Annotated in this window: 24 protein-coding genes; 16 read left to right on the forward strand and 8 right to left on the reverse strand. The window is 54.8% G+C overall.

The window, feature by feature from the left end; translation table 11 throughout:
- Positions 1-160: 160 nt before the first annotated feature.
- A complete protein-coding gene (gene hemB, locus GA0061070_RS09270) occupies positions 161-1,132 on the reverse strand; it encodes a porphobilinogen synthase (protein ID WP_090135529.1) in 972 nt (323 codons plus the stop codon).
- Positions 1,133-1,252: 120 nt separating this feature from the next.
- Positions 1,253-2,410: a D-alanyl-D-alanine-carboxypeptidase/endopeptidase AmpH gene (ampH, locus tag GA0061070_RS09275; protein WP_090135531.1), complete on the reverse strand. Its 1,158-nt coding sequence runs from the start codon at positions 2,408-2,410 to the stop codon at positions 1,253-1,255.
- Positions 2,411-2,611: 201 nt separating this feature from the next.
- On the opposite strand from ampH, the gene GA0061070_RS09280 reads away from it, so the two are divergent.
- The 3 genes from GA0061070_RS09280 (at position 2,612) to GA0061070_RS09290 (ending at position 5,622) form a co-directional block, all read left to right on the forward strand.
- Positions 2,612-3,145 carry an isochorismatase family protein gene (locus GA0061070_RS09280; protein ID WP_090135532.1) on the forward strand — a complete coding sequence of 178 codons (534 nt, stop codon included), beginning with the start codon at positions 2,612-2,614 and terminating at the stop codon, positions 3,143-3,145.
- A gap of 133 nt (positions 3,146-3,278) precedes the next feature.
- Positions 3,279-4,499: a peptide antibiotic transporter SbmA gene (gene sbmA / locus GA0061070_RS09285; protein ID WP_090135534.1), complete on the forward strand. Its 1,221-nt coding sequence runs from the start codon at positions 3,279-3,281 to the stop codon at positions 4,497-4,499.
- A gap of 13 nt (positions 4,500-4,512) precedes the next feature.
- Positions 4,513-5,622: a DUF1615 domain-containing protein gene (locus tag GA0061070_RS09290; protein ID WP_090135536.1), complete on the forward strand. Its 1,110-nt coding sequence runs from the start codon at positions 4,513-4,515 to the stop codon at positions 5,620-5,622.
- Here the strand turns inward: GA0061070_RS09290 and GA0061070_RS09295 are convergent.
- The gene (locus GA0061070_RS09295) at positions 5,619-5,927 is read right to left on the reverse strand and encodes a DUF2755 family protein (RefSeq protein ID WP_090135538.1); all 309 of its coding nucleotides are present in this window, start codon (positions 5,925-5,927) and stop codon (positions 5,619-5,621) included. The two genes, GA0061070_RS09290 and GA0061070_RS09295, sit on opposite strands and share 4 nt — an antisense overlap.
- A gap of 280 nt (positions 5,928-6,207) precedes the next feature.
- Here GA0061070_RS09295 and GA0061070_RS09300 point away from each other — a divergent pair, with 280 nt between their 5' ends.
- A complete protein-coding gene (locus GA0061070_RS09300; protein WP_090135540.1) occupies positions 6,208-6,429 on the forward strand; it encodes a DUF2754 family protein in 222 nt (73 codons plus the stop codon).
- Positions 6,430-6,432: 3 nt separating this feature from the next.
- Here the strand turns inward: GA0061070_RS09300 and ddlA are convergent, their stop codons facing one another.
- Complete coding sequence (gene ddlA, locus GA0061070_RS09305) at positions 6,433-7,533, reverse strand: D-alanine--D-alanine ligase (RefSeq protein ID WP_090135542.1); 1,101 nt, start codon at positions 7,531-7,533, stop codon at positions 6,433-6,435.
- Between the two features lie 151 nt (positions 7,534-7,684).
- Here ddlA and GA0061070_RS09310 point away from each other — a divergent pair, with 151 nt between their 5' ends.
- The 6 genes from GA0061070_RS09310 to GA0061070_RS09335 all read left to right on the forward strand — a co-directional run bounded on the left by GA0061070_RS09310 (position 7,685) and on the right by GA0061070_RS09335 (position 13,842).
- Positions 7,685-8,323 carry an extensin-like domain-containing protein gene (locus tag GA0061070_RS09310; protein WP_425256046.1) on the forward strand — a complete coding sequence of 213 codons (639 nt, stop codon included), beginning with the start codon at positions 7,685-7,687 and terminating at the stop codon, positions 8,321-8,323.
- Positions 8,324-8,492: 169 nt separating this feature from the next.
- Entirely contained in the window at positions 8,493-9,683 is a 1,191-nt protein-coding gene (locus GA0061070_RS09315; RefSeq protein ID WP_090135546.1) for a multidrug efflux MFS transporter, read from the forward strand.
- A gap of 266 nt (positions 9,684-9,949) precedes the next feature.
- Positions 9,950-10,210: an anti-adapter protein IraP gene (iraP, locus tag GA0061070_RS09320; RefSeq protein ID WP_090135548.1), complete on the forward strand. Its 261-nt coding sequence runs from the start codon at positions 9,950-9,952 to the stop codon at positions 10,208-10,210.
- Between the two features lie 99 nt (positions 10,211-10,309).
- Positions 10,310-11,725, forward strand: coding sequence for an alkaline phosphatase (gene phoA, locus GA0061070_RS09325; protein WP_090135591.1), 1,416 nt, complete (start codon positions 10,310-10,312; stop codon positions 11,723-11,725).
- Between the two features lie 91 nt (positions 11,726-11,816).
- Positions 11,817-12,137 (forward strand): phosphate starvation-inducible protein PsiF, encoded by a 321-nt coding sequence (psiF, locus tag GA0061070_RS09330; protein ID WP_090135550.1) that lies wholly within the window; start codon positions 11,817-11,819, stop codon positions 12,135-12,137.
- A 181-nt stretch (positions 12,138-12,318) separates the two neighbouring features.
- On the forward strand, positions 12,319-13,842 hold the full coding sequence (locus GA0061070_RS09335; protein ID WP_090135552.1) for an FAD-dependent oxidoreductase: 1,524 nt from the start codon (positions 12,319-12,321) through the stop codon (positions 13,840-13,842).
- A gap of 37 nt (positions 13,843-13,879) precedes the next feature.
- Here GA0061070_RS09335 and proC read toward each other — a convergent pair whose 3' ends face one another.
- Complete coding sequence (proC, locus tag GA0061070_RS09340) at positions 13,880-14,686, reverse strand: pyrroline-5-carboxylate reductase (protein ID WP_090135554.1); 807 nt, start codon at positions 14,684-14,686, stop codon at positions 13,880-13,882.
- Between the two features lie 137 nt (positions 14,687-14,823).
- Between proC and GA0061070_RS09345 the strand changes: the two genes are divergently transcribed.
- The 5 genes from GA0061070_RS09345 (at position 14,824) to ppnP (ending at position 17,588) form a co-directional block, all read left to right on the forward strand.
- Positions 14,824-15,285 carry a YaiI/YqxD family protein gene (locus tag GA0061070_RS09345; RefSeq protein WP_090135556.1) on the forward strand — a complete coding sequence of 154 codons (462 nt, stop codon included), beginning with the start codon at positions 14,824-14,826 and terminating at the stop codon, positions 15,283-15,285.
- A gap of 269 nt (positions 15,286-15,554) precedes the next feature.
- A complete protein-coding gene (gene aroL / locus GA0061070_RS09350; protein ID WP_090135558.1) occupies positions 15,555-16,079 on the forward strand; it encodes a shikimate kinase AroL in 525 nt (174 codons plus the stop codon).
- Between the two features lie 49 nt (positions 16,080-16,128).
- Positions 16,129-16,320, forward strand: coding sequence for a protein YaiA (gene yaiA / locus GA0061070_RS09355; RefSeq protein ID WP_090135560.1), 192 nt, complete (start codon positions 16,129-16,131; stop codon positions 16,318-16,320).
- 219 nt (positions 16,321-16,539) lie between these two features.
- On the forward strand, positions 16,540-17,217 hold the full coding sequence (locus tag GA0061070_RS09360; protein ID WP_090135562.1) for an AroM family protein: 678 nt from the start codon (positions 16,540-16,542) through the stop codon (positions 17,215-17,217).
- Positions 17,218-17,303: 86 nt separating this feature from the next.
- Entirely contained in the window at positions 17,304-17,588 is a 285-nt protein-coding gene (gene ppnP / locus GA0061070_RS09365) for a pyrimidine/purine nucleoside phosphorylase (RefSeq protein ID WP_090135564.1), read from the forward strand.
- Positions 17,589-17,634: 46 nt separating this feature from the next.
- Here the strand turns inward: ppnP and rdgC are convergent, their stop codons facing one another.
- The gene (rdgC, locus tag GA0061070_RS09370) at positions 17,635-18,546 is read right to left on the reverse strand and encodes a recombination-associated protein RdgC (RefSeq protein ID WP_090135565.1); all 912 of its coding nucleotides are present in this window, start codon (positions 18,544-18,546) and stop codon (positions 17,635-17,637) included.
- A 100-nt stretch (positions 18,547-18,646) separates the two neighbouring features.
- Here rdgC and mak point away from each other — a divergent pair, with 100 nt between their 5' ends.
- Positions 18,647-19,555 carry a fructokinase gene (mak, locus tag GA0061070_RS09375; protein ID WP_090135567.1) on the forward strand — a complete coding sequence of 303 codons (909 nt, stop codon included), beginning with the start codon at positions 18,647-18,649 and terminating at the stop codon, positions 19,553-19,555.
- Between the two features lie 75 nt (positions 19,556-19,630).
- On the opposite strand, the gene sbcC is transcribed toward mak, so the two are convergent.
- Both sbcC and sbcD read right to left on the reverse strand, forming a co-directional pair.
- Entirely contained in the window at positions 19,631-22,771 is a 3,141-nt protein-coding gene (gene sbcC / locus GA0061070_RS09380; RefSeq protein ID WP_090135569.1) for an exonuclease subunit SbcC, read from the reverse strand.
- Positions 22,768-23,970: an exonuclease subunit SbcD gene (gene sbcD, locus GA0061070_RS09385; protein ID WP_090135572.1), complete on the reverse strand. Its 1,203-nt coding sequence runs from the start codon at positions 23,968-23,970 to the stop codon at positions 22,768-22,770. Before sbcD ends, sbcC begins: the two co-directional genes overlap by 4 nt.
- Between the last annotated feature and the right edge of the window lie 142 nt (positions 23,971-24,112).

A 24,112-nucleotide genomic window follows, 5' to 3' on the forward strand; every position in this document is an offset into this window, starting at 1 on the left:
TTTCTCCTCCCGTCTTGCCGATGACAGTAACGGGAGAAGATGACGTTTACATTTCATTACAATGAAGATATGACAACGGCAAGACGGCTGAATGACAACAAAAGCGGTGCGGAAGGGATAAGGGATATTTCTCTCCCCCGCAGGGGAGAGAGCAGACGGTTCAGAGAATACCGCGTTCGGCGAGGTCGAGGGCGAAGTAGCTGAAGATCAGGTCTCCGCCTGCGCGCTTGATCGCACCCAGGCTTTCCAGCACCACTTTATCTTCATCAATTGCGCCCGCCAGCGCGGCGAATTTGATCATCGCGTATTCGCCACTCACCTGATAGGCACCCAGCGGTAACTCGGTGCGCTCACGGATATCGCGCAGGATGTCGAGGTATGCGCCTGCCGGTTTCACCATCAGGCAGTCTGCACCTTCAGCCTGGTCGATCAGCGATTCACGGATCGCTTCACGGCGGTTCATTGGGTTCATCTGATAGGTTTTGCGATCGCCTTTCAGCGCCGTTCCTGCCGCTTCACGGAACGGGCCGTAGAACGAGGAAGCGAACTTGGTCGAGTAGGACATGATGGCGGTATCGGTAAAGCCTGCTGCATCCAGCGCGTGGCGAATCGCCTGCACCTGGCCGTCCATTGCTGCGGAAGGGGCGATAAAGTCCGCGCCTGCGGCGGCGGCAACGACGGCTTGTCTGCCGAGGTTAAGCAGGGTCGCATCGTTATCGACACCGTGATCGCACAGCACGCCGCAATGGCCGTGAGAGGTGTATTCGCAGAAGCAGGTATCGGACATCACGATCATCTCCGGCACCGTCTCTTTGCAGATGCGCGACATGCGCGCCACCAGGCCATCTTCGCGCCAGGTGTCGCTGCCGGTGTCATCGGTGTGGTGAGAGATGCCGAAGGTCATCACCGAGCGAATGCCAGCTTTGGCGATGCGTTCAATTTCGCGGGCGAGATACTTTTCCGGAATGCGCATCACGCCGGGCATCGCCTCGATGGCTTTGTAATCGTCTAACTCTTCTTCAACAAAGATCGGCAACACCAGGTCGTTTTTGCTCAGTGTTGTCTCTTCAAACATGGCGCGCAGGGCAGGTGATTTGCGCAGGCGGCGCGGGCGAGTAATTAAATCGGTCATGGTATGCCTGATGTTTGTGGAACAGATGGCGGCATTGTAGCCGAAAAGCTGAGGTTCTGTTTTACCAAAATCGCCGTTAAGGGCAGAGGCAAACGGCGAAACCGTCTGCCTCTGGTGGAATCAGGAAGCGGGAACCACTTGCGGTGTGTTGCTGCTTAACGCACTGACCAGGTTGTTAACGCCGTCGCTCATATTGACAAAGCGCGTCAGCGGCGAACGGGTGATGACGACAAAAACGCCGACATTATGCTGCGGCACCATCGCCATGTAGGTGATAAAGCCACCGCCGCCGCCGGTTTTCTGAATGATCCCAGGATGCCCCTCTTTTGGTGCCATATAGACCCAGCCGAGGCCGAGTGCATCGGCTTTGCCGGGCACATCCATGCCGATCACTCGCGTTAACTGGTTGCGCGGGTAGATCAACGTTTGCATGCGATCCGCCTGGCTGTTACGGGTGTAGAAATCCGACGACAGGAATTGCTGCATCCAGCGCATCATGTCTCCCGGCGTGGAGTAGACGCCGCCGCTGCCGATAGCGGCCAGCGTGTTATTGCACGGACTGGCGCCTTTCTCGGCGATCATCAGGCGCTTACACTGATCCGGCGACGGGGTAAAGGTGGTGTCTTTCATCCCCAGTGGACGAGTGATCTGTTCTTCAAAAAGCTGCGGGTAAGGCTTGCCTGCTGCTTTCGACAATGCATCCGCCAGCAGATCAAAGGCCAGATTAGAATAAGCCGCCTGCCTGCCCGGCGCGGTTCTCAGTGTGGCGGTTGAGAGCCAGCTCCAGCGCTGCTCGTATGTTGGCCAGACGAAGACAGGACGTTGCGCTGCGCCGCCAGGCTGTTCGCGCGGCAGGGCGCTGGTATGTGTCGCCAGATTCAACAGTGTAATTGGCGTGCCCTGGTAGGTCGGCACCCGCGTGCCGGGAGGCGCATATTTACTTAACGGATCGTCGAGACGGACTTTGCCCTGATCGAGCATTTTCACCAGCATTTCACTGGTCATCAGCTTGGAGAGGGAAGCAATACGAATGACCGAATCGAGTTGCGGGCGAACGTTGTTGCCGGGACTGGTTTCGCCATAGCTTTTAAACACGCGCTGGTTGCCGTCAATTACCACCATCGCCATGCCCGTTGCGCCGCTACCGAAATAAATATGGTTGGCGTAACGATCAACAATATCAGATGCAAATACCGGATCAGGAGACTGAGCCGCCGCCTGAGCGGAAGCCAGGCTCAGTGCGCAGAGCAGCGCAGAGAAAAGCAGACAACGTTTCAACGCAGGGATCCATAAATAAATGGGATAGATAGAGCGTATTTATACTACTTAGTACGGTGTTGCAAAGACCCAATTAACGGATTCTTTTCCCTTAATACGTAACGATGGGTAAAAATGGTTATTTTGCCGCCAGACCACGACTTCTGCCTGATGTGATAATCTCCTCCTTTCGCACTGATTCGTACTGACAGGAGAGAGCAGATGGCAGGTAAACGGGTAGTGATGGTTGTGGATATGCAAAACGGCGTATTCGCCACCGAGCGTATTCAACGTGAGCAGTGTGTCGCCCGCATTAACCAGTTGACGCAGGCCGCCGATACGGTGATTTTTATTCAGCATGCTGAAGCGGGCGGGCTGGAAGAGGGGAGTGAAGGTTTTGCGCTGCTGCCGGAACTGTATCAGCCTGCTAACGCCCTGTACGTCACCAAAACCGCCTGCGACGCGTTCTATAAAACGCAGCTTGCAGCGGTGCTGCGCGAGCATGATATCCATGCCTGGGTGATGTGCGGTTGCGCCACAGATTACTGCGTGGATACCACGCTGAAAAATGGTGCCAGCCGGGGGTATTCCATCACTATGGCGCAGGACGCTCATACCACCGCTAACCGCCCGGCTGCACAGGCTGCAACTCTGATCGATCACTACAACGACGTGTGGCGCACGTTAACCGTCCCCGGCAATCCGGTGTATGTGAAACCGGTCGAAACAATTCTTCACGAATGGCAAGCGAACTAAGGGGTTACCCTCAGGTCTGATACAACGACACGGCGTCGCACTGCGCGGCGCTTTTTTATCACTGCGCTATGCCTGGCGCAGAAATCCGCTACACAGCATCTTTGTAAATAATAAGAAGTAAGCAGGAGTACCAATGTTTAAATCTTTCTTTCCTAAGCCGACGCTGTTCTTTTTGTCGGCCTTTATCTGGGCGCTGATCGCTGTCATATTCTGGCAGGCTGGCGGCGAGGGCTGGTTAATGCGCTTAACCGGCGCATCGACGGACGTCCCGATCAGTGCAACGCGTTTCTGGTGTGCGAGCTTTTTACTTTTTTATGCTTATTATGCCGTTTGCGTCGGCCTGTTCGCGCTGTGCTGGTTTGTCGCCTCGCCGCACCGCTGGCAGTACTGGTCGATACTTGGTACGGCGTTGATCGTCTTTGTAACCTGGTTTTTGGTGGAGGTAAACGTTGCCATCAACGCCTGGTATCAGCCGTTTTATGATTTGATTCAGCTTGCGCTGAGCGCACCCAATAAGGTCAGCCTTAGCCAGCTTTATAGCGAGATTGGCGTCTTTTTGTGGATCGCGCTGATTGCCGTGACGGTGGCGGTGCTGAATAACTTTTTTATCAGCCACTATGTGTTCCGCTGGCGTACGGCGATGAACGAATACTATATGGCGCACTGGGGGCATCTGCGCCATATCGAAGGGGCCGCGCAGCGTGTGCAGGAAGACACCATGCGTTTTGCCCAGACACTGGAAGATATGGGCGTTAGCTTTATCAAAGCGATCATGACGCTAATTGCATTTTTGCCGGTGCTGGTGGCGCTGTCGCCGCACGTGCAGGAACTGCCGTTGGTGGGGCATCTTCCTTATGGTCTGGTGATTGCCGCGATTAGCTGGGCACTGTTTGGCACGGTACTGTTGGCGTTTATCGGTATCAAGCTCCCTGGCCTGCAATTTAAAAATCAGCGCGTTGAAGCCGCCTACCGTAAAGAACTGGTCTATGGCGAAGATGATGCCTCGCGCGCCCAGCCACCGACCGTCTCCGAGCTGTTCAGCGCCGTGCGCCGCAACTATTTTCGTCTCTATTTCCACTACACCTATTTCAACATTGCCCGTATTCTCTACCTGCAAGTTGACGTGGTGTTTGGCCTGATTGTTCTGTTCCCGAGCATTGCTGCGGGGGCGATCACCTTTGGCCTGATGAGCCAAATCACCAATGTGTTTGAACAGGTGCGCAACGCGTTCCAGTATTTGATCTCCTCCTGGACGACGCTGGTGGAGCTGATGTCCATCTACAAACGCTTGCGCAGTTTTGAGTATGAACTGAACGGCCAGGAAATTGTGCCTGTGCCTCACCGTCTTGGTTAACACAAGGAACGTTATGGTTTACGTCCCCCGTTTTGGCTGGCTGCTGGCGGCCCTGATCCTTACCGGTTGTAGCACGCAAGGCCCGGTTTCCCAGCGGGAAGCGGAGAAAGAAAAAGAGAGCAAAAAAACGTTGGATGTGGCAAGCGTGGTACGGCAGAAAATGCCCGCCAGCGTGAAAGATCGCGATGCATGGGCGCAGGATATCGCCACCACATTTAGCAGCCAGAAGCTGGCGCCGACGCTGGAGAATATCTGCTCGGTGCTGGCGGTGGCGCAGCAGGAATCGAACTATCAGGCCGACCCTGCCGTGCCGGGGCTGAATAAAATCGCCTGGAAAGAGATCGATAAGCGTGCGCAGCGGATGCATATTCCGCTGCTGCTGGTGCATACTGCCCTGAAAATCCCTTCGCCAAACGGCAAAAGCTACAGCGAGCGGCTGGACAACGCCAGAACGGAAAAAGAGCTAAGCGCCATTTTTGACGACTTTATCAATATGGTGCCAATGGGGCAGCAGTTGTTTGGTTCCTTTAACCCGGTGCGTACCGGCGGGCCGATGCAAATCAGCGTGGCGTTTGCTGAACAACACACCGAGGGTTACCCGTGGAAGATGGACGGCACGGTACGCCAGGAAGTGTTCAGCCGTCGCGGCGGTTTGTGGTTCGGTACTTACCATCTACTGAATTATCCTGCTGGCTATAGCGCGCCGATTTACCGTTTCGCCGACTTTAACGCCGGGCTGTACGCCAGTCGCAACGCAGCGTTCCAGAATGCGGTCAGCAAAGCGACGGGCGTGAAACTGGCGCTGGATGGCGATGTGATCCTTTACGGCAGCAGCGATGCGGGCGCGACGGAACAGGCGATAAGAAAGCTTGGGCCGAAACTGGGGATGAGCGATCGCGATATTCGCCGTCAACTGGAGCGCGGCGACAGCCAGAAGTTTGAAGAGACGAAGCTGTACCGTGAAGTTTATCGTCTGGCGGAACAGAAAAGCGGCAAAACGCTGCCACGGGAAATTTTGCCGGGGATCCAATTAGAAAGCCCGAAGATCACGCGCAACCTGACTACAGCATGGTTTGCGAAGCGCGTCGATGATCGTCGGGCTGCCTGCATGGCGCAGAATTAACGTAAGTGGTGTCGTCGCCAGCGCAGGAAAAGGCCGATGACACCCAACAATGCGCTTCCCGCAAGGAACGGCACGAGGCCAAACAGCGTGCCGACGCCGAACCCCAGTTCAACGTGTGGGCGGGAGGTGTCTTCAGCCTGTATCAATCTTTCGAACACGCCAGGCGCGTGTACCAGTAGGTTCAACAACTGCGCACCAGCCCAGAAGCAGAGCAGGACAAACACGGCATAGGCAATATTGCCTGGCCTTGAGGCATCACGTTTTTTCGCGCCCGTAAAGGGTTTTGACAGGGAAAAATCAGCCATAAGACCTCCGTTACTCTTTACTCAATTCGTTGCTTACCTTTCAGTGATACAGCAGCATGTGCTGGTCAGAATTCAGGCTAATTGTGACAGTTGCGCCCTGTTGTCAACATCAGAATGGTGATAATTTCCCTTCGGGAAGGGTTCCGGTTGAGTGATCTTTGTTGGTGCTCACATTTTTGTAACGTTTTCATTACGTAGGTAACATTTCGGATTTTCCACACATCACACAGACCTGAAAGGCAGGCTATGCGATGATGCCTTTTTGATTGCCGGAGTTGTCATGAAGCTGTCTGCGAAAATACGCCGTGACTGGCACTATTACGCGTTTGCGATTGGGTTAATTTTTATTCTGAATGGGGTCGTGGGCCTGCTGGGGTTTGAAGCCAAAGGCTGGCAAACCTATGCTGTCGGGCTGGTGACCTGGGTGATTGGCTTTTGGCTGGCAGGGTTGATTATCCGCCGCCGCCCGCAAGAGGAGGGGGCAGCGGATAAAGCAGAGTAATGCTTAACCGTTGACGGAAATTTTCAGCGTGCTGTTCACCTGATGGCGCGCGATAGCCAGTTCAATCAGGCGGGTGATCAGATCAGGATAGCTGATGCCGCTCGCCTGCCACAGTTTTGGATACATGCTGATGTTGGTAAATCCTGGCAGCGTGTTGATCTCATTGATAACGACTTCGTTGTCGGGTGTCAGGAACACGTCGACGCGCGCCATCCCTTCACAACCCAGAGTCTGGTACGCCTGCACCGCAATCTGACGGATCTTGTCATTGATCTCCGGCGCGATATCCGCAGGCACCACCACCTGCGCGCCGTTTTCATCGATGTATTTGGTGTCATAAGCGTAGAACTCGCTGTGCAGCACGATTTCGCCGCAGGTGCTGGCTTGCGGATCGTCATTGCCGAGCACTGCGCATTCGATCTCGCGACCTTTAATGCCTTTCTCAACGATTACTTTTTTGTCGAACTCAAACGCCAGGCGCACCGCTTCATGATACTGTGCTTCGCTGGTCACTTTGCTGACGCCAACGGATGAGCCCTGGTTGGCCGGCTTAACGAACAACGGCAAACCGAGTTGCGCTTCAACGTCGCTAAAGGTTACCTGCTGACGGTTAGTACGCGTCAGGGTGATAAATGGCGCGACAGCTAATCCGGCATCGCGCAGCAAACGCTTGGTGACGTCTTTATCCATGCAGGCTGCTGAAGCGAGCACATCGGAGCCGACAAACGGCAGGTTTGCCAGGCGCAGCATACCCTGCAAGGTACCATCTTCGCCCAACGTACCGTGGACGATAGGGAAAATCACATCAACATCCGGCAAGGGCGCACTGTTTTGCGCCTGAATAAGCTGCTGCGCGGTATTGCCCGGCACCAGCGCCACGCTGTTTTGCGACGGATTCAGCGCAATACGCGCCGGATCGCTGGCGTTAAGCAGGTAATTATTCGCATCGCTGATATGCCATTGACCCTGTTTATCAATCCCCAGTAGCACAACCTCAAAGCGCGATTTATCCATGGCATCGACAATATTTTTTGCTGATTGTAACGACACCTCGTGTTCCGCTGATTTGCCGCCGAAGACGACTCCTACCCGCAGTTTTGCCATTTCTACGTTCACCCACACTTATTCACAAAACACATACCATAGCACGATGAAACGCACGATTCGCAGCCTTCTGCCATAATGTTTTGAGTAAAACTGAGGGGGAGACGTGCGCGTAAAGAGCCTGGTCGTTGTATGCACTCTACTGGCGCTGATGCTGGTGGGTTATCGCTATTTACCGTCGTATTACAATCCCTTCGCGTCGCTACAGTTGAGCGATCCGCCGGGACGCATCACGCAGTTTAAGTTACGCCGCCTGTCGCCGTCAGCCTGTGCTGCGTTACTGGCGCAGGCCAATCAGCAACGGCTCGTTACCTCCGTTGCGGTAGCGAACAGCGGGGGCGACTGCCCGTTAACCGATGTGGTGCGGGTGCGTGATTTCGGCGCGGTGAAACTGAGCAGCAGTTTTCTGGCAAGCTGCCCGCTGGCGCTTAGCTCCGCGTTGTTTATCAAACAGCAGGCGAGACCGCTGACCGAACATTTTACCGGCCAGCCGCTGCGCCAGATCGACCATCTGGGCAGCTACGCGTGCCGCAATATTTATAATCGTATTGATGCCCGGCGTAGTGAGCATGCCAGTGCTGAAGCGCTGGATCTAAGCGCCTTTCGCCTGGCGGATGGTCAGCGGGTGACGGTGCTCAATGGCTGGCGACAGCCTGAAACACAGCCGTGGTTGCGGGCGATGCTAAGTGCCAGTTGCGGTTATTATGGCAATGGTCTTGGCCCCGAATACAATGCCGCTCATGCTAACCATTTTCATCTCGGCATGCGCGGTTTCTGGCTCTGTCGCTAAGTATAATCCACTGTAAAACAATGGTTTTTATGTGGACGCTGTGGCGGCGTGCGATGCCGGACAGATAAAACACCGAATTCGCCATAACCGCATCTCTGGTGACTCATCCGTGACGCATTCTTGTTAACCTGTGCGCCGTTTGTCAAAACTTCAACAAATACTCGTATTTATGGAATCCTGGAAGGTCAACCTTATCTCGGTGTGGTTCGGCTGTTTTTTCACTGGCCTTGCCATCAGTCAAATTTTGCCGTTTTTGCCGTTATACGTTGCGCAGTTAGGCGTGACCTCGCACGAGGCGTTGTCGATGTGGTCGGGACTGACGTTCAGCGTGACCTTCCTCGTCTCAGCCATTGTGTCGCCGATGTGGGGCAGCCTTGCGGATCGCAAAGGGCGCAAGCTGATGTTGTTGCGCGCCTCGGTGGGCATGGCGATTACCATTCTGTTGCAGGCCTTTGCCACCAACGTCTGGCAATTGCTGATCCTGCGCGGCATCATGGGGCTGACTTCCGGCTATATTCCGAATGCGATGGCGCTGGTGGCATCCCAGGTCCCGCGGGAGCGCAGCGGTTGGGCGCTGAGTACGCTCGCAACTGCACAGATCAGTGGCGTGATCGGCGGGCCGTTGATGGGCGGTTTTCTGGCCGACCATTTAGGGCTGCGCATCGTGTTCATCATCACCGCGTTGTTGTTAATAGTGAGCTTTCTGGTCACGTTGTTTCTGATTAAAGAGGGCGTGCGTCCGACGGTGAAAAAGGGCGAACGGCTGAGCGGTAAAGCGGTGTTCTCCACCTTGCCCTATCCGGCGCTGGTCATCAGTCTGTTTATTACTACTATGGTGATTCAGTTGTGTAACGGTTCTATCGGTCCGATACTTGCCCTGTTTATTCAGTCTCTGTCGCCACATTCCACCAATATTGCTTTTCTCAGCGGATTGATCGCCTCTGTACCTGGCGTTTCAGCGCTGCTTTCCGCACCGCGCCTTGGTAAACTGGGTGACCGGATAGGCACTTCACGTATTTTGATGGGTACGCTGGTTTGCGCGGTGGTGCTGTTCTTCGCCATGTCATTTGTTACGTCGCCGCTACAGCTTGGCATTCTGCGCTTTATGCTCGGATTTGCCGATGGCGCAATGCTGCCGGCGGTGCAGACGCTGTTGCTGAAATACTCCAGCGATCAGGTGACCGGACGTATCTTTGGTTATAATCAGTCGTTTATGTATCTGGGAAATGTCATTGGGCCGTTAATGGGGGCATCGGTATCGGCAATGGCGGGTTTCCGTTGGGTATTTATCGCCACCGCCGTTGTGGTACTCATTAATTTCTGGCAATTGGTGCTGGTATTTCGCCGGGTGAAACGCTAATTCTGCAAACGGGCCGAAAATTGTTTTTCGGCCTTACTATAATTATTGCTTATATAAAATAACGTTTCAGCCGCTTCGTATTCCTTTTTTAGCAACCCTAACAGATTAATTGGTTTGGCTTAAATATCCGGGAAATGCCTCTTTAACCATTTTATTTGTGTGTGTTTAAAGGATGTGAAAAAACGCACAAAATAAGACTGGTACCTTCTTTGCAACATCAGCGCTGAGTGCTAACGTTTTCCCATATCACATAAGGAAATTGCGCTATGAAAAATCTCATTGCTGAGTTGTTGGTTAAGCTTGCAGAAAAAGAAGAGGAGTCGAAAGAGCTGGTCGCCCAGGTGGAAGCACTGGAGATTGTGGTGACGGCGTTGTTGCGTCAAATGGCCGCTTCGGAGCAACAGACGCTGATTTGCAGTATTGAAGGCGCGCTGGACGAAGTCAGACAGGGAACTGGTGTTACTGATCAGGACACGGAGTTGCTGCAACAGTACCTAAAAAAGCTTTTAAGGCATCCGCGTAGCTAAATCTTTGGCCCTCCGCCGCTGTCATTTGGTTGTCATACGCGCTGCCTATAGTCGCTCTGTTTTATTTTCTTTAAGTATTTGTACATGGAGAATATTAAAGTGAAACAGAGCGCATTATACCTTGCATTACTACCTCTCTTTTTTACCTCTATTATTTATGCAGAAACAACGGATACCTCCGTTTTTGAAAATCGTGCTGCTCAAGGCGATATTTCTACACCTGGCGGTGCGCGCCGTCTGACTGCCGATCAAACCGCTGCATTGCGTGATTCACTCATCGATAAGCCCGCCAAAAATATTATTTTGTTAATTGGCGATGGCATGGGTGATTCAGAAATTACCGCCGCGCGAAATTATGCCGAAGGCGCGGGTGGATATTTCAAAGGAATTGACACATTACCGTTAACCGGCCAGTACACGCATTATGCGCTGGACAAAAAAACCGGTAAACCGGACTACGTGACGGATTCGGCCGCATCGGCCACCGCCTGGAGCACCGGCGTCAAAACCTACAACGGCGCGCTCGGCGTCGATATTCATGAAAAAGATCATATGACCATCCTCGAGATGGCGAAAGCGGCGGGGCTGGCGACCGGCAACGTCTCTACCGCCGAATTGCAGGATGCCACGCCAGCGGCGCTGGTTTCGCATGTAATTTCCCGTCGCTGCTACGGCCCGACGGTAACCAGCGAGAAATGCGCCCTCAACGCGCTGGAAAAAGGCGGTAAAGGCTCGATCACCGAGCAGTTGCTGAATGCCCGCGCGGATGTGACGTTGGGCGGCGGCGCGAAAACCTTCAGCGAAACTGCGACGGCGGGCGAGTGGCAGGGGAAAACGCTGCGCGAGCAGGCTCAGGCCCGTGGTTACCAGATGGTGAGCGATGCCTCTGCGCTGGCAGCCATTACCGAAGCGAACCAGGATAAACCGCTGCTCGGCCTCTTCGCCGATGGCAATATGCCGGTACGCTGGGAAGGGCCGAAAGCGTCGCTGCACGGCAATCTCGATAAACCAGCCGTGACCTGTACACCGAATGCCAAACGTACCGACAGTGTACCGACGCTGGCAGCAATGACCGAAAAGGCCATTGACCTGCTGAACAAAAACGATAAGGGCTTCTTCTTGCAGGTGGAAGGCGCCTCTATTGATAAACAGGATCACGCGGCGAATCCGTGCGGTCAGATTGGTGAAACTGTTGATCTGGACGAAGCGGTGCAGAAGGCGCTGGAATTTGCGAAAAAAGATGGTAATACGCTGGTGATAGTGACAGCCGACCACGCGCACGCCAGCCAGATTATCCCGGCGGATACCAAAGCGCCGGGGCTGAGCCAGGCGCTGAATACCAAAGATGGCGCGGTGATGGCGATAACCTACGGCAACTCGGAAGAGGAGTCGATGGAACACACCGGTACGCAAGTCCGCATTGCGGCTTACGGCCCGCGTGCTGGCAATGTGGTGGGGTTAACTGATCAGACCGATCTGTTCTACACCATGAAAACGGCACTGAACCTGAAGTAACGGCTGCCCGGCGGTAAATCTCTGCCGCTGGGTGGTTTTTTTCGTAATTAAGACCATCCTTAAAGGGTCACATTGACAAAAGGATGGAGCAATGAAAATAACAGTTCTGGTTACCCTCATCTTTGGTCTGTTGTTTGTCGGCGCGCTCAGCGCGGCGGAAAAAACACTGACCCCACAACAACAACGTATGACACTTTGTAATCAACAAGCCAAGACACAAACCCTGACAGGCGATGCCCGTAAGACGTTTATGAGCAACTGCCTGAAAAACACCAAAACGGAGCCGGGGCAAAAAAGTCTGACACCGCAGCAGCAGCGGATGCGCGAATGTAATGCGCAGGCGACGCAGCAATCGCTGAAAGGCGAAGAACGCAGTAAATTCATGAGCGGCTGTCTGAAAAAAACGCAATAATTTATCCGGGTGGGCGTTCCGTTCGCTCACCCTTTTACGCTTCCTCCCACCTTCTTATTGCCCGTTCCTCAATCTCTGCCAGGCTTAAACGGTGAGCAATGTTTCGCTTTTGTCTCTCTTGGTGGTTGTGCGCTGTTCGGCGTTACGCCCGTTTTTGCAACCCTGACCCGGGAGAAAAAATATGAATTATCACTATGTTGCCGATCTGAATTCCCTGCCGGAAAACCAGCCGGTGAAAGTTGATGTCGCAGGGACGTCGATGATCCTTATCCGTACCCTTGCGCAGGTGCGCGCTTTTCAAAGTAAATGCCCGCATGCTGGCGCGCCGCTGGAGCAGGGAGCGGTGTGCGATGGCAAACTGGTTTGCCCCTGGCATAAAGCCAATTTTGATATCATCAATGGCGAGTGGCGTGAGCCGCTGGCGCTGAAGAGCCTCAAACAGTATCCGGTCACCCTCGAAGGGAACCGCGTACTGGTCAGCCCGCGCCCGCGTTCGCCTGCCAGCTATACGTTAATCCGTGGCGATCGCCCGCAAACTGCGGTGATCCTCGGTACCGGCGCGGCAGGCAGTGCGGCAGCCATCACCCTGCGTGATGCCGGGTTTAACGGCCATCTGATCCTGATTGATAAAGAGGACCGCGCGCCTTATGACCGCACCGCGCTCAGTAAATTTGTCCCCGCCGGGAAGATGAAGATCAGCGAAGTTCCTCCTATCCTCGACGATACCTTTTACAACCAGCCCGGCGTGGAGAGCCTGCGTGAAGAGGTGACCGACCTTGATTGCGCAGGACATCAACTGACGCTGGCAAATGGCCGTCACGTTGCGTTCGATAAATTGCTGCTGGCTACCGGCGGGCAGCCGATATGGCCAGAGATCCCCGGCAACCATCTGGCGGGCGTCCATGTGCTGCGCAATATCCACCAGGCGCAGGTATTGCTCAATGAAGTTGAACAAGAGCAGCAACTGGTGGTGATCGGCAACAGCTTTATTGCTATGGAGCTGGCCGCCGCGCTGCGCAATCAGGATATCGATGTCACGGTGGTATCGCGCCACGCTCTGCCGTTTGTGCCACAATTTGGCGAAGAGATCGGCCAGCGTTTCTTCAATCTGCATCAACAAAACGGTGTGAAATTTGTCACCGGCGAGCCAGTGGCACTGCAAGGCAACGGCCATGTACAAGGCGTAACGCTGAAAAATGGTCGCACTTTGCCCGCGCATGTAGTGGTTTTCGCCACGGGTGTACAACCTTCTACCGGGCTGGCTCACGATCTCCACCATGAACAGGACGGTAGCCTGACCGTGGATGAAACTCTCAGCGCGGCGCCGGATGTCTGGGCTGTCGGTGATATTGCCAGCTACCCGGCGCCGGAAGGGCGTCGACGTATTGAGCACTGGCGCGTGGCGCAACAGCAAGGAAGAGTGGCCGCCCTCAATATGCTTGGCGAACATCGTCCGTTTGATCGGGTACCGTTTTTCTGGACCATGCAATACGGTAACCGCTTCGAATATCTGGGTTACACTCGCGAGTGGGATAGCATGAAAATGCTCGGCTCGTTTGATGATAAACGTTTTGCCATGTTGTACGGCGAAGAAGGTATGCTGAAAGCGGTGCTGAGCTGCGGCGAGAACAGAGCTACGGCGGGGCTGCTGTTAAAGATGCAAAAGCCCCTCAGTATGAAAACAGCCAGCGAACTGCTGGCCTGAAGGACTACGCCCTCTCCAGCCAGGGAGAGGGCGGCGGTTACTTGCTCAATTCTTCTGATTTGTTCATGCAGGCTTCCATCGCTTCAATCACCGCTGCGCGGAAACCACGCTCTTCCAGCACTTTGACCGCTTCAATAGTGGTGCCGCCAGGCGAGCAGACCATATCTTTTAACTCGCCTGGGTGTTTTCCGGTTTCCAGCACCATCTTCGCGGAACCCATCACCGCCTGCGCGGCGAATTTATAGGCCTGCGCACGTGGCATACCGCCCAGCACGGCGGCATCGGCCATCGCTTCGATAAACATAAAGACATAGGCAGGCGCAGAGCCGCTGACGCCGACAACCGGATGGATCATCGCTTCGGCAATCACTTCCGCTTCGCCAAAGCAGCGGAAAATATTCAGCACGTCCGCCGTGTCTTCCGGCGTGACCAGCGCGTTAGGGGTAATAGAGGTCATGCCCGCATTAACCAGCGACGGGGTGTTGGGCATCGCTCGTACAATTTTGCGATCGTGCCCCAGTGCGCGCGCCAGTTGATCGAGTGTCACGCCTGCGGCAATCGACACCACCAGCGTCTCTTTATTCAGGCTGGACGCGATTTCGCTCAGCACTTTCACCATGATGTTCGGTTTCACCGCGCCGAAGACGATATCGGCAATCTGCGCCACTTCCTGTGCGCTCTGTGCGGCGTTAATACCAAACTGATCGTGCAGAGCGGCCACTTTATCCGGCGACGGGGTGTAGACCCAAATCTGTCCTGGCAGCAACTGCCCACTGGCAATCAGCCCGCCGAGAATCGCCTTGCCCATATTGCCGCAGCCGATAAAACCGATTTTTTTCTCCATCACGTTTGTCTCTTTTGCTTGTCATTGTGTGTGGCATATAGCTTAACGTGTAATGGCAATCAGGGCTAAAGCAAAAAGATATCTGCTTTCCCCTGGGGGAAATTAAAGCGACAATGCACCCCAAATGAGGAGCGAAAATGGCGATTTGGGTTGATGCGGACGCGTGTCCGAATGTGATTAAAGAAATTTTATTCCGCGCCGCCGAGCGCACACAGACGCCGCTGACGCTGGTAGCGAACCAGAATATCCGCGTGCCGCCGTCACGCGTTATCCGCTCGCTGCGTGTTCCGGCGGGGTTTGACGTGGCCGATAACGAAATTGTGCGGCTGTGCGAAGCAGGCGATTTGGTGATTACCGCTGATATTCCGCTGGCGGCCGAAGTGCTGGGCAAAGGTGCGGCAGCGCTGAACCCGCGTGGTGAATGCTATACTGAAGCGACAATCCGCGAAAGGCTGACGATGCGAGATTTTATGGATACGCTGCGTGCGAGCGGGATTCAGACCGGCGGCCCGGATAGCCTGTCGCAGCGGGATCGGCAGCAGTTTGCCGCCCAGCTTGATAAATGGTTGCTGGAGTTTAAACGCCGTCAGCCGGAGTAAATTCGGCACTGGCAGGCAGGATATACTACTGTTTGCCGTTTTGCGGGCTTGCCAGCCTTCGGTAGATTCAGTAAGGTTGCCGCTACACTGTTGCCACGGAATCTTTACAGGTTGAATCTATGTCAAATCAGGTTTTATTTGTGATTTACGTGCAGAACGACATGAATGTGTAACGTTATTTTTACGATTAGTATTGTACTCGTTTGATGATATCATCGCCGTCTTATTTTCCGTCCCTTCTCGCGGGGACGCGGAGGGAACACCTGCTCATGACGCTACCCATTTTTTTAGTCGGCGCACGCGGTTGCGGTAAAACCACTGTGGGCCAGGCGCTGGCGCTGGCGCAGGGATGTCAATTTATCGATACCGATTTCTGGTTACAGGAAACGGCTCAACAGACCATCGCGGATATTGTTGCCCGTGACGGGTGGGAGACGTTCCGCGCCCGGGAAACCGACGCGCTGAAAGCCGTCACCGCGCCTGCACGGGTGATTGCCACTGGCGGCGGTATTATTTTAAGTGAATACAATCGGCACTTTATGCGCGAAAAAGGCATCGTCGTTTACCTTTGCGCACCTGTCGCTGTGCTGGCGGACAGGCTGGAAGCCTTTCCGGAAGAGGGACAACGACCGACGCTGACCGGTAAGCCGATTAGCGAAGAGGTCAGTGAAGTGCTGGCGCTACGCGATGCACTGTATCGTGAAGCGGCCCACCACGTGGTGAATGCGGCGCAATTGCCCGGCCAGGTGGTGTCTGATATTGAGGCGGCATTACAACTGGCGCGCGCCAGTTAGCGAAACGTTTGTCTATACTTATAGCTCGACCGGAAAATGAGGAAGAGCTATGCCGACAAAACCACCTTACCCGCGTGAAGCCCGCATTGTTGCGATTGAAAAAGGCACGGGAAACCTGACCGTTACCTGGTATCAATTACGCGCCGATCATCCGAAACCGGACGCTTTGATCAGCGAACACCCCACCGAACAGGAAGCGTTGGACGCCAAAAGGCGTTATGAAGATCCTGACAAAAGCTAAGCCGGGCGACGATGGTTCTGGCTGAACGCCTGAACATTACAGAAACAGACTTGTATCACATTTTTTTACTGGCGTAACGTCGCTCAAAGGTTACTATTTTATTATTTCTGGAATTTATTTGAACATTGGAGTGTGATGTTCTCTTTACACGGCAATACAGCTTATGCCGTGTAAAGAGAACAAGTAAGAACGAATAGTATTGAAAGGCGGGAAGTAAAAATGAGTGCAACTTTGGCGGTCCTGACCGTTGGTGTCGTGTCGGTGCAAGCTATCTTACCGCTCCTGACGGAGCATATTTCAGAACAGAAGATCACGCATATCAGTTTGCTGGGGAAGATGGACCCGGACAAGGTGCGGGAGGAGTATGGCGCAGAAGCTGGCGAGTTCGCCATTCCGACTCGATTGCGCGATGACAGCCTCGGCATGGTCTCCCGGGCAAAGGTAGAGCGTGATTTGCAGAGTGTTATCGAAGTGCTGGATAACCAGGGCTACGATGTCATTCTGCTAATGAGTACCGCCGATATACGGGGATTTGTAACGCGCAATGCGATTTTAGTCGAACCGCAACGCATTATTCCGCCGCTGGTGGCGTCGATTGTCGACGGGCATCAGGTGGGGGTAATTGTTCCGGTACCGGAACTGATGGCGCAGCAGAAGAAAAAGTGGACGGTTCTGGAAAAAGAACCATATTACGAACTGGCGCATCCTTTCCTTGCGACAGAAAGAGAATTTATTGATGCCGGACGAGCATTGCTGGAGCGCGGTGCGGATGTGTTGATGCTGGATTGTCTGGTTTTCCACCAGCAGCACCGTGATATGCTCCAGAAAGCGCTGGATGTCCCGGTATTATTGTCTAATGTACTGGTGGCGCGCCTCGCATCTGAATTGTTGGTCTAGTCGCAGCACTGTGCAATTTCGCGTGACAGAAGTGAAGCCCGGCCCATATAGTGGCTTTTCATACATTTTATTTATAAGGGCCAGTCATGCTTCAAAGTAACGAATACTTTTCCGGTAAAGTGAAATCCATTGGTTTTACCAGCAGCAGCACTGGCCGTGCCAGCGTAGGCGTAATGGCAGAAGGGGAATACACATTTGGTACCGCGCAGCCGGAAGAGATGACGGTGGTCAGTGGGGCGCTGAATGTTTTGCTGCCAGGGGAAACTGAGTGGAAAATTTATACTGCGGGTGACGTATTCAATGTGCCTGGTCAGAGTGAATTCTATTTGCAGGTCGCCGAGCCAAGCTCCTATCTCTGCCGCTACCTGTAATGCAAAACGCCCGGAAAAAACCGGGCGTTTCTCTTGTGCTGAAGGCTCAGCGCTGAGCCTCTCCGCCCAGGCCTTCCACCAGATTTTGAATCAACGCCGCCAGTTCGCCGGTCATCAGAATAAAATCGGCATCAAAGCGCTGGGCGTAATCTTCCCGGTCGATATCTTCGTTTTGATCGCGAATTTCGTCGCAAAACTTCAGGCGTTTCACTGAACCGTCGTCGCAAATCATAAACTGGATGCGCTGTTGCCAGTCGAGCGCCAGCCTGGTCACCACTTTCCCTGCTTCAATGTGTACCGCGATTTCGTCGCTCACCAGATCCTGCTTTTTCGCACGGATCACGCCGCCATCTTCCAGCAGCGCTTTCAGTTCTGCTTCGTCCAGCAACTGGAAACCCTGCGCCACGTCACCGGAACGCACCCACTCGGTCAGCGTCAGCTCAATCGGGTTTTCCAGCGCCAGCGGTACAACCGGCAGCGAACCGAGGCTTTTACGCAGCAGCGCCAGCGTATCTTCTGCTTTTTTGGCGCTGGCGCAGTCAACCATAATTAAGCCGTTAACGGTGTCGATCCACATCATGGTCTGGCTGAAACGACTAAACGCGCGCGGCAGCAGCGAATGCAGCACTTCATCTTTCAGCGAATCTTTTTCCGTTTTCTTCAGCTTGCGGCCCTGTTCAGCTTCAAGACGGGCGATTTTCGCTTCCAGCGCCTGTTTAACCACTGGCGTCGGCAGAATTTTTTCTTCTTTGCGGGCGCAGATAATAATCTGACCATTGGCGGTATGGGTCAACGCGTCGCTGTGTGAACCCATCGGTGGAACCCATCCGGTTTTCGCCATATCCTGACTACCGCATGGAGTAAACGATAGTGGGGCAAGCTGTTTTTCCATCTCGTCTGCTCGCAGCGCCACATCGCGGCTGAGACGGTATACCATTAAATTTTTGAACCACAGCATGATTTTTTTCCACGGCCTTGTCGTTAAATGCAGCGGGCATGATAGCGAATTGTTGTCCACCTTGCATTGCTAATGCGTGGTCCACCATGAGGAGTTTGATGTGCGTATCGGTATCGATTTAGGTGGTACTAAAACAGAGATTATTGCGCTGGGCGATGGCGGCGAAGAGCTTTTTCGTCATCGGCAGGCCACGCCGCGCGACTATCTGCAAACTATAGAGTTGATTGCGACGCTGGTGGATCTGGCGGAAAAAGAGACCGGCCTGCGGGGAACAGTCGGTATGGGGATCCCCGGTTCCATTTCTCCCTATACCGGCGTGGTGAAAAACGCCAACTCCACCTGGCTGAACGGTAAACCGTTCGACAAAGATTTAAGCCAGCGACTGCAACGGGAAGTACGGCTGGCTAACGATGCCAACTGTCTGGCGGTGTCCGAAGCGGTGGATGGCGCAGCCGCCGGGGCGCAAACGGTGTTCGCGGTGATCATTGGCACCGGTTGCGGTTCCGGCGTGGCAATCAACGGACATGTGCATACTGGCGGTAACGGCACGGCAGGCGAGTGGGGGCATAATCCGCTGCCGTGGATGGACGATGATGAGCTGCGGTACCGCGCAGAAGTGCCCTGTTACTGCGGCAAGCAAGGCTGCATCGAAACCTTTATCTCCGGCACCGGTTTTGCCACAGATTACCAGCGCTTAAGCGGCAATGCGCTAAAAGGTAATGAGATTATGCGCCTGGTCGGCGAGCAGGATGCAGTTGCTGAACTGGCGCTCAGCCGTTACGAGCTGCGGCTGGCGAAGTCGCTGGCGCACGTAATCAATATTCTCGATCCGGATGTGATTGTGCTCGGCGGCGGCATGAGCAATGTCGACAGGCTGTACCAGACCGTTCCTGTTCTGGTGCGTAATTGGGTGTTTGGCGGCGAATGCGAAACGCCAATCCGCAAAGCGCTGCACGGCGATTCCAGCGGCGTGCGCGGCGCGGCCTGGTTGTGGCCACAGGGTGAGTAAAACCGCAGGCGGAATAGCGGCTCTGTAGGCCGGATGGCGGCTTCGTCTTATCCGGCCTACGCAACGGCACATTACTTATGAGACTGCATATTTCCCGTCGAGTTTGCTGTAGCCCAGTCCGTTGATTTTCTTCACCTTAATCTGCACCGGGATCCGCTCTTTCATCGCTTCGACGTGGCTGATCACGCCGATAGTTTTGCCGCTGGCATTCAGCGCATCGAGGGCATCGAGAGCGGTATCCAGCGTTTCGTTGTCAAGTGTGCCAAAGCCTTCATCCAGAAACAGCGAATCGATGCGGGTTTTATGGCTGACCAAATCCGACAACGCCAGCGCCAGCGCAAGGCTGACAAGGAAGCTCTCACCGCCGGAGAGCGTACGTGTATCGCGCACCGCATCCGCCTGCCAGGTATCCACCACTTCCAGCTCCAGCGCCTCGCTGGCTTTGCGTTTCAGCAGGTAACGACCATGCAGGCGGGTAAGCTGGTTGTTCGCCAGCCAGACAAGGTTATCCAGCGTCAGCCCTTGGGCGAATTTGCGGAATTTATCTCCTTCTTTCGAGCCGATAAGCGCATTGAGATGACCCCAGTCGTCATATAGCGCGCTGGCCTGCCCGATCTCCTGCAACACTGCCTGCTGGCGCGTACGGTTATCGGCATCCTGTTTTAACTGTTGGCGAAGTTCACCCTGGCGGGTGGTGTTTTCACGCAGTTGACGCGAAACCTGTTCCAGCGCCTGCGTGATACTGTCAGTTGTGGTGTTTTCCTCCAGCCCGGCGGGCGGCTGTGCCCGATGGGCGCTAACGGCTTGTTCGGCGCTGGCGGACAGTGCCTGTTTCTGCTGGTAATCGGCGTCGAGCTTCTGGCGCAACTGCTCCAGCCGCTGGCGTTCGTCATCGGAAAGCAATGCGCTGAGAAATGCCTGTTTATCGGCAAATACGCTGTTTTCCAGCGCCGCAATAAACTGTTTCTCCAGCGCCCCGGCCGTTTCGCTCTCCTGCGCCAGTTGCTGGTGCAGGGTTTGCCATTGGCTTCGCAGCGACACGCAGTCGTCATGTACCTGTCGCCAGCCATCCAGCGCCACGTTTTGCGCTTCGGCGGGCGTTTCGTCTGTGGGCAGCGTATCGAGGATGGGCGTAAGCAGTGCGATCTGCTGTTGCAGCGCGGTCTGCTGTTGCTGCTGCTGTTGCCATTGTTCCGCTTCCTGCGCGCGTGCCGCCAGCCATGTGGCCTCTTCGCCTTCCGGCGGCAGAGTCAGATCCAGTTGTTGCAGCGCCGCAGCTAACGTGTCGCGGCGGGTGGTAACTGCCTGCTGGTATTGCTTGCTCTGCTGTTGCAGTTCACTGATTTGAAAAAGTAATGTCTGGCGCTGGTTGAGCAGATAGAGCTGGTGTTCATACGCATCCTGCGCGCTTTGCCAACTGGTCAATTCGCGGTGCGGATCCAGCGTGGCGTTCAACTTCTCGCACAGCGCAGCCCACTCCTGCAATCCCGTTTGTTCATCCTGCTGGAGCGAGCGGACTTCGCGCTCGTCTTTTTCATAGCGCTCGGCTAAGCCTTTCAGCCGCTCGCCGAGCGCCACGCCCTCTTCTTTTACCTTTTGCACTTCGTCAAACAGCACCTGACGGCGAGCCTGGTTCACTCCCGGCTCCATCGTCTGGTAATGCGCTACCGCCGGATGCTCGGTGGCGCCGCACAGCGGACAGGGCTGACCCGCTTGCAGGCGTGCGCGCTCACTCTCCAGACTTTTGATGGTGTTTTCCAGTTCACAGATGGTGGTGACTTCCGTCAGCAACTGGTTCTTTTCTTTATACAACGCGCGCTTACGTTCCCGCTCTGCATTGAGCTTTTCCTGCTCGGCTTGCAGATCCAGCAGGCTTTGTTGACGCAGGCGCAGTTGTTTACGTAGCGGGGCGAAGCGGGCGTGCAGGGCTGCGAGTTGCTGACGTAGTGGGCGCTGCTGTGCGCACTGCGCCATTGCCGCAACCGCCTCTTCCGCCGTCAGTTCCAGCGTGGATTCCGGCAGCGTACGTAATTTCTGCTGATGTGTCAGCTCGCGCTGTTGCAGGCTTTGCCACTGCTTTTTCTCCTCTGCCAACTGGTTAAACAGCACGCGCCAGCCGGTCAACTCGCTGTGCCAGCGCTGGAAGCGGGCATGTTCGCTCAGCCAGCCAGCAACCGTTTTTTGACGGCTCAGCAGGGCTGTGTGCTGCCCGACGGCGGTTGCGCGGATACGCGCGCGCTGTAACAGGCTGGTATGTAAGCGAGTATTTACTTCTTCACTCTGGCTGCGGGTACGGGCCAGCGCTTTATGTTGCTCTTCAAGACGTTCCCACAGCGGACGTAATTGCAGCGCCGGTTGCGCCAGGGCAAGCCGCGCCAGTTGCGGCTGGGCGGCAGCCAGCGCCTGCTGCGCCTGTACCTGCGCAGCCTGCGCCCGTCCGAGCGTGGCGCGTAGTTCGGCTTCGCGGTTTAGCCATTGCGCCTGCGCCTGCGCGGTTTGTTGCCTGGCCAGCAGCGTTTTTTCTTCGTCAGTAAGCGCCTGCAAACCTGTGTTCAATTGCTGGCGCTGTTCATCGTTGAGCAATACCACGCCTTCCGCCTGCGCCTGTAGCTGTTCCAGCCGGATTTTGGCGGCTTTATGTTTCTCAAACACCATGGCCGAAATCTGGCCATAGATTTCCGTGCCGGTTAGCTCCTCCAGCAACTCAGCGCGTTCGCGCGGTTTGGCATTGAGGAAGGCGGCAAACTGTCCCTGCGACAGCAGCATTGAGCGGGTAAAACGGCCATAGTCCAGCCCGGTTAATGAGGCGGTGAGATCAAGTTTATCTTTGACTTTATCGGCGAGGATTTTGCCGTCGGCGCAGGTCGCCAGCTCGACGCGCGGCGCTTGCAGGTTGCCATCTGCCTGACCGCGTGCGCGGCTCTGACTCCAGAAAGCGCGGTAAGCGATGCCTTTGACTTCAAATTCCACTTCCGCCAGACACTCGGCGGTATCGCGGGTCATGAGATCGTTTTGCGATTGTGACAGGGTGCTGAGACGCGGAGTTTCGTGGTACAGCGCCAGACAAATGGCGTCGAGCAGGGTGGTTTTCCCTGCGCCCGTCGCGCCAGTAATGGCGAACAAACCGTTGCTGGCGAACGGCTCTTCGGTAAAGTCAATTTTCCATTCGCCTTTCAGCGAGTTGAGGTTTTTTAACCGCAAACTGAGGATCTTCATACCTCTTTCTCCGCATCCAGCGCCTGGCGCGCTTCACTGAACAACGCTTGCAGGCGCGCCGTTTGCATCTCATCAATCTCTTCCTGCGCGAGGCGGCGGGCGAAGACCTCTTCAACTTTCAATTCACTGAGCGTTTCCCGCAGCTCACCGGCGAGGATCCGCTCCCGTTGTTCGCGGCTGCGGCGCACCAGCAGCACTTCGACGGGCAAATCTTCGGTAACTTGCTGAATTTTGCGCTGCATATCAGCCAGATATTCGTGGCTTTCAATTTCAATATCCAGCCAGACTGGTGTGTCGGCAGGTGTATCGCGCCACTGTTCGAGCTGGCGGCAAATATCGGCGAAGTTGCCTTTGATTACTGCCAGCGGCTGTGTGGCAGGAACGTCAAGCGCGGTAACTTCCGCCAGCTTGCCGTCGCTGAACGTTACCAGATTGACGCTTTTACTCTTCCCGGTCTCATCAAAGCTCAACGGGATCGGTGAACCGCAGTAGCAAATGTGCTGCTGGCCACTAATTTTCTGCGCGCGGTGAATATGTCCAAGTGCGATATAGTCCGCAGGCGGGAAGTTCTCCGCCGGGAAGGCATCCAGCGTGCCGATATAGATGTCCCGAACGGCGTCACTTTTGCTGGCGCCGACAGTGGTCAAATGGCCGCTGGCGATAATCGGTAGCGCCTGCTCGCCGCGTAGAATGCAGGCGGCGTCATACTGTTTCTGGTAGTAATCGGTAATGGCCGCCAGCAGATGCTGCTGTTTTTCCTGCCCTGATAACCCGGCCTGGCTGATGATCATGTCACGCGGGCGTAAAAACGGAACCGGACAAAAAACGGCGCCGGGCGTACCATCGCGGCGATTGAGCCAGAAAGGCGCGGCACCTGCGCTGGCGACCACGGTGGTTTTCAGGTAAGCGAGGATCTCTTTCGATTCGTTCAACGTCGCCACGGAATCATGGTTACCTGCCAGCACCACTAGATGGCAGCCGGTTTGCTGGAGTTTCACCACAAAGCGGTTATATAACTCGCGAGCATAACTGGGTGGGGAACCGGTATCAAAGATGTCGCCAGCGACAATAATGGCGTCTACCTGGTGCTGTTCTGCTGCATTCAGCAGCCAGTCGAGAAAGGCGTCATGTTCTGCCGCGCGACTTTTACTGTAAAAGTTCTGACCCAAATGCCAGTCTGAAGTGTGAATTATGCGCATAGCGATTCCGTGGCGAAAATGGATAAACGGGATTATAACATTCAGGGGGTTAGAGACATTAACTGCGTGAATATTCACGCTGTCATAATGATGCGGGCAGGGTCATCTGGCGGTCATGTTATTCATAAATCTGTCATAAAAC

The organism is Kosakonia oryziphila, assembly GCF_900094795.1.
Classification (GTDB): Bacteria; Pseudomonadota; Gammaproteobacteria; order Enterobacterales; family Enterobacteriaceae; genus Kosakonia; species Kosakonia oryziphila.

Coding starts and splice junctions, on each gene's coding strand:
- hemB (WP_090135529.1), bottom strand. CDS start 1,132: ATGACCGATTTAATTACTCGCCCGCGCCGCCTGCGCAAATCACCTGCC.
- GA0061070_RS09280 (WP_090135532.1), top strand. CDS start 2,612: ATGGCAGGTAAACGGGTAGTGATGGTTGTGGATATGCAAAACGGCGTA.
- sbmA (WP_090135534.1), top strand. CDS start 3,279: ATGTTTAAATCTTTCTTTCCTAAGCCGACGCTGTTCTTTTTGTCGGCC.
- GA0061070_RS09290 (WP_090135536.1), top strand. CDS start 4,513: ATGGTTTACGTCCCCCGTTTTGGCTGGCTGCTGGCGGCCCTGATCCTT.
- GA0061070_RS09295 (WP_090135538.1), bottom strand. CDS start 5,927: ATGGCTGATTTTTCCCTGTCAAAACCCTTTACGGGCGCGAAAAAACGT.
- GA0061070_RS09300 (WP_090135540.1), top strand. CDS start 6,208: ATGAAGCTGTCTGCGAAAATACGCCGTGACTGGCACTATTACGCGTTT.
- ddlA (WP_090135542.1), bottom strand. CDS start 7,533: ATGGCAAAACTGCGGGTAGGAGTCGTCTTCGGCGGCAAATCAGCGGAA.
- GA0061070_RS09310 (WP_425256046.1), top strand. CDS start 7,685: ATGCTGGTGGGTTATCGCTATTTACCGTCGTATTACAATCCCTTCGCG.
- GA0061070_RS09315 (WP_090135546.1), top strand. CDS start 8,493: ATGGAATCCTGGAAGGTCAACCTTATCTCGGTGTGGTTCGGCTGTTTT.
- iraP (WP_090135548.1), top strand. CDS start 9,950: ATGAAAAATCTCATTGCTGAGTTGTTGGTTAAGCTTGCAGAAAAAGAA.
- psiF (WP_090135550.1), top strand. CDS start 11,817: ATGAAAATAACAGTTCTGGTTACCCTCATCTTTGGTCTGTTGTTTGTC.
- GA0061070_RS09335 (WP_090135552.1), top strand. CDS start 12,319: ATGAATTATCACTATGTTGCCGATCTGAATTCCCTGCCGGAAAACCAG.
- proC (WP_090135554.1), bottom strand. CDS start 14,686: ATGGAGAAAAAAATCGGTTTTATCGGCTGCGGCAATATGGGCAAGGCG.
- GA0061070_RS09345 (WP_090135556.1), top strand. CDS start 14,824: ATGGCGATTTGGGTTGATGCGGACGCGTGTCCGAATGTGATTAAAGAA.
- aroL (WP_090135558.1), top strand. CDS start 15,555: ATGACGCTACCCATTTTTTTAGTCGGCGCACGCGGTTGCGGTAAAACC.
- yaiA (WP_090135560.1), top strand. CDS start 16,129: ATGCCGACAAAACCACCTTACCCGCGTGAAGCCCGCATTGTTGCGATT.
- GA0061070_RS09360 (WP_090135562.1), top strand. CDS start 16,540: ATGAGTGCAACTTTGGCGGTCCTGACCGTTGGTGTCGTGTCGGTGCAA.
- ppnP (WP_090135564.1), top strand. CDS start 17,304: ATGCTTCAAAGTAACGAATACTTTTCCGGTAAAGTGAAATCCATTGGT.
- rdgC (WP_090135565.1), bottom strand. CDS start 18,546: ATGCTGTGGTTCAAAAATTTAATGGTATACCGTCTCAGCCGCGATGTG.
- sbcC (WP_090135569.1), bottom strand. CDS start 22,771: ATGAAGATCCTCAGTTTGCGGTTAAAAAACCTCAACTCGCTGAAAGGC.
- sbcD (WP_090135572.1), bottom strand. CDS start 23,970: ATGCGCATAATTCACACTTCAGACTGGCATTTGGGTCAGAACTTTTAC.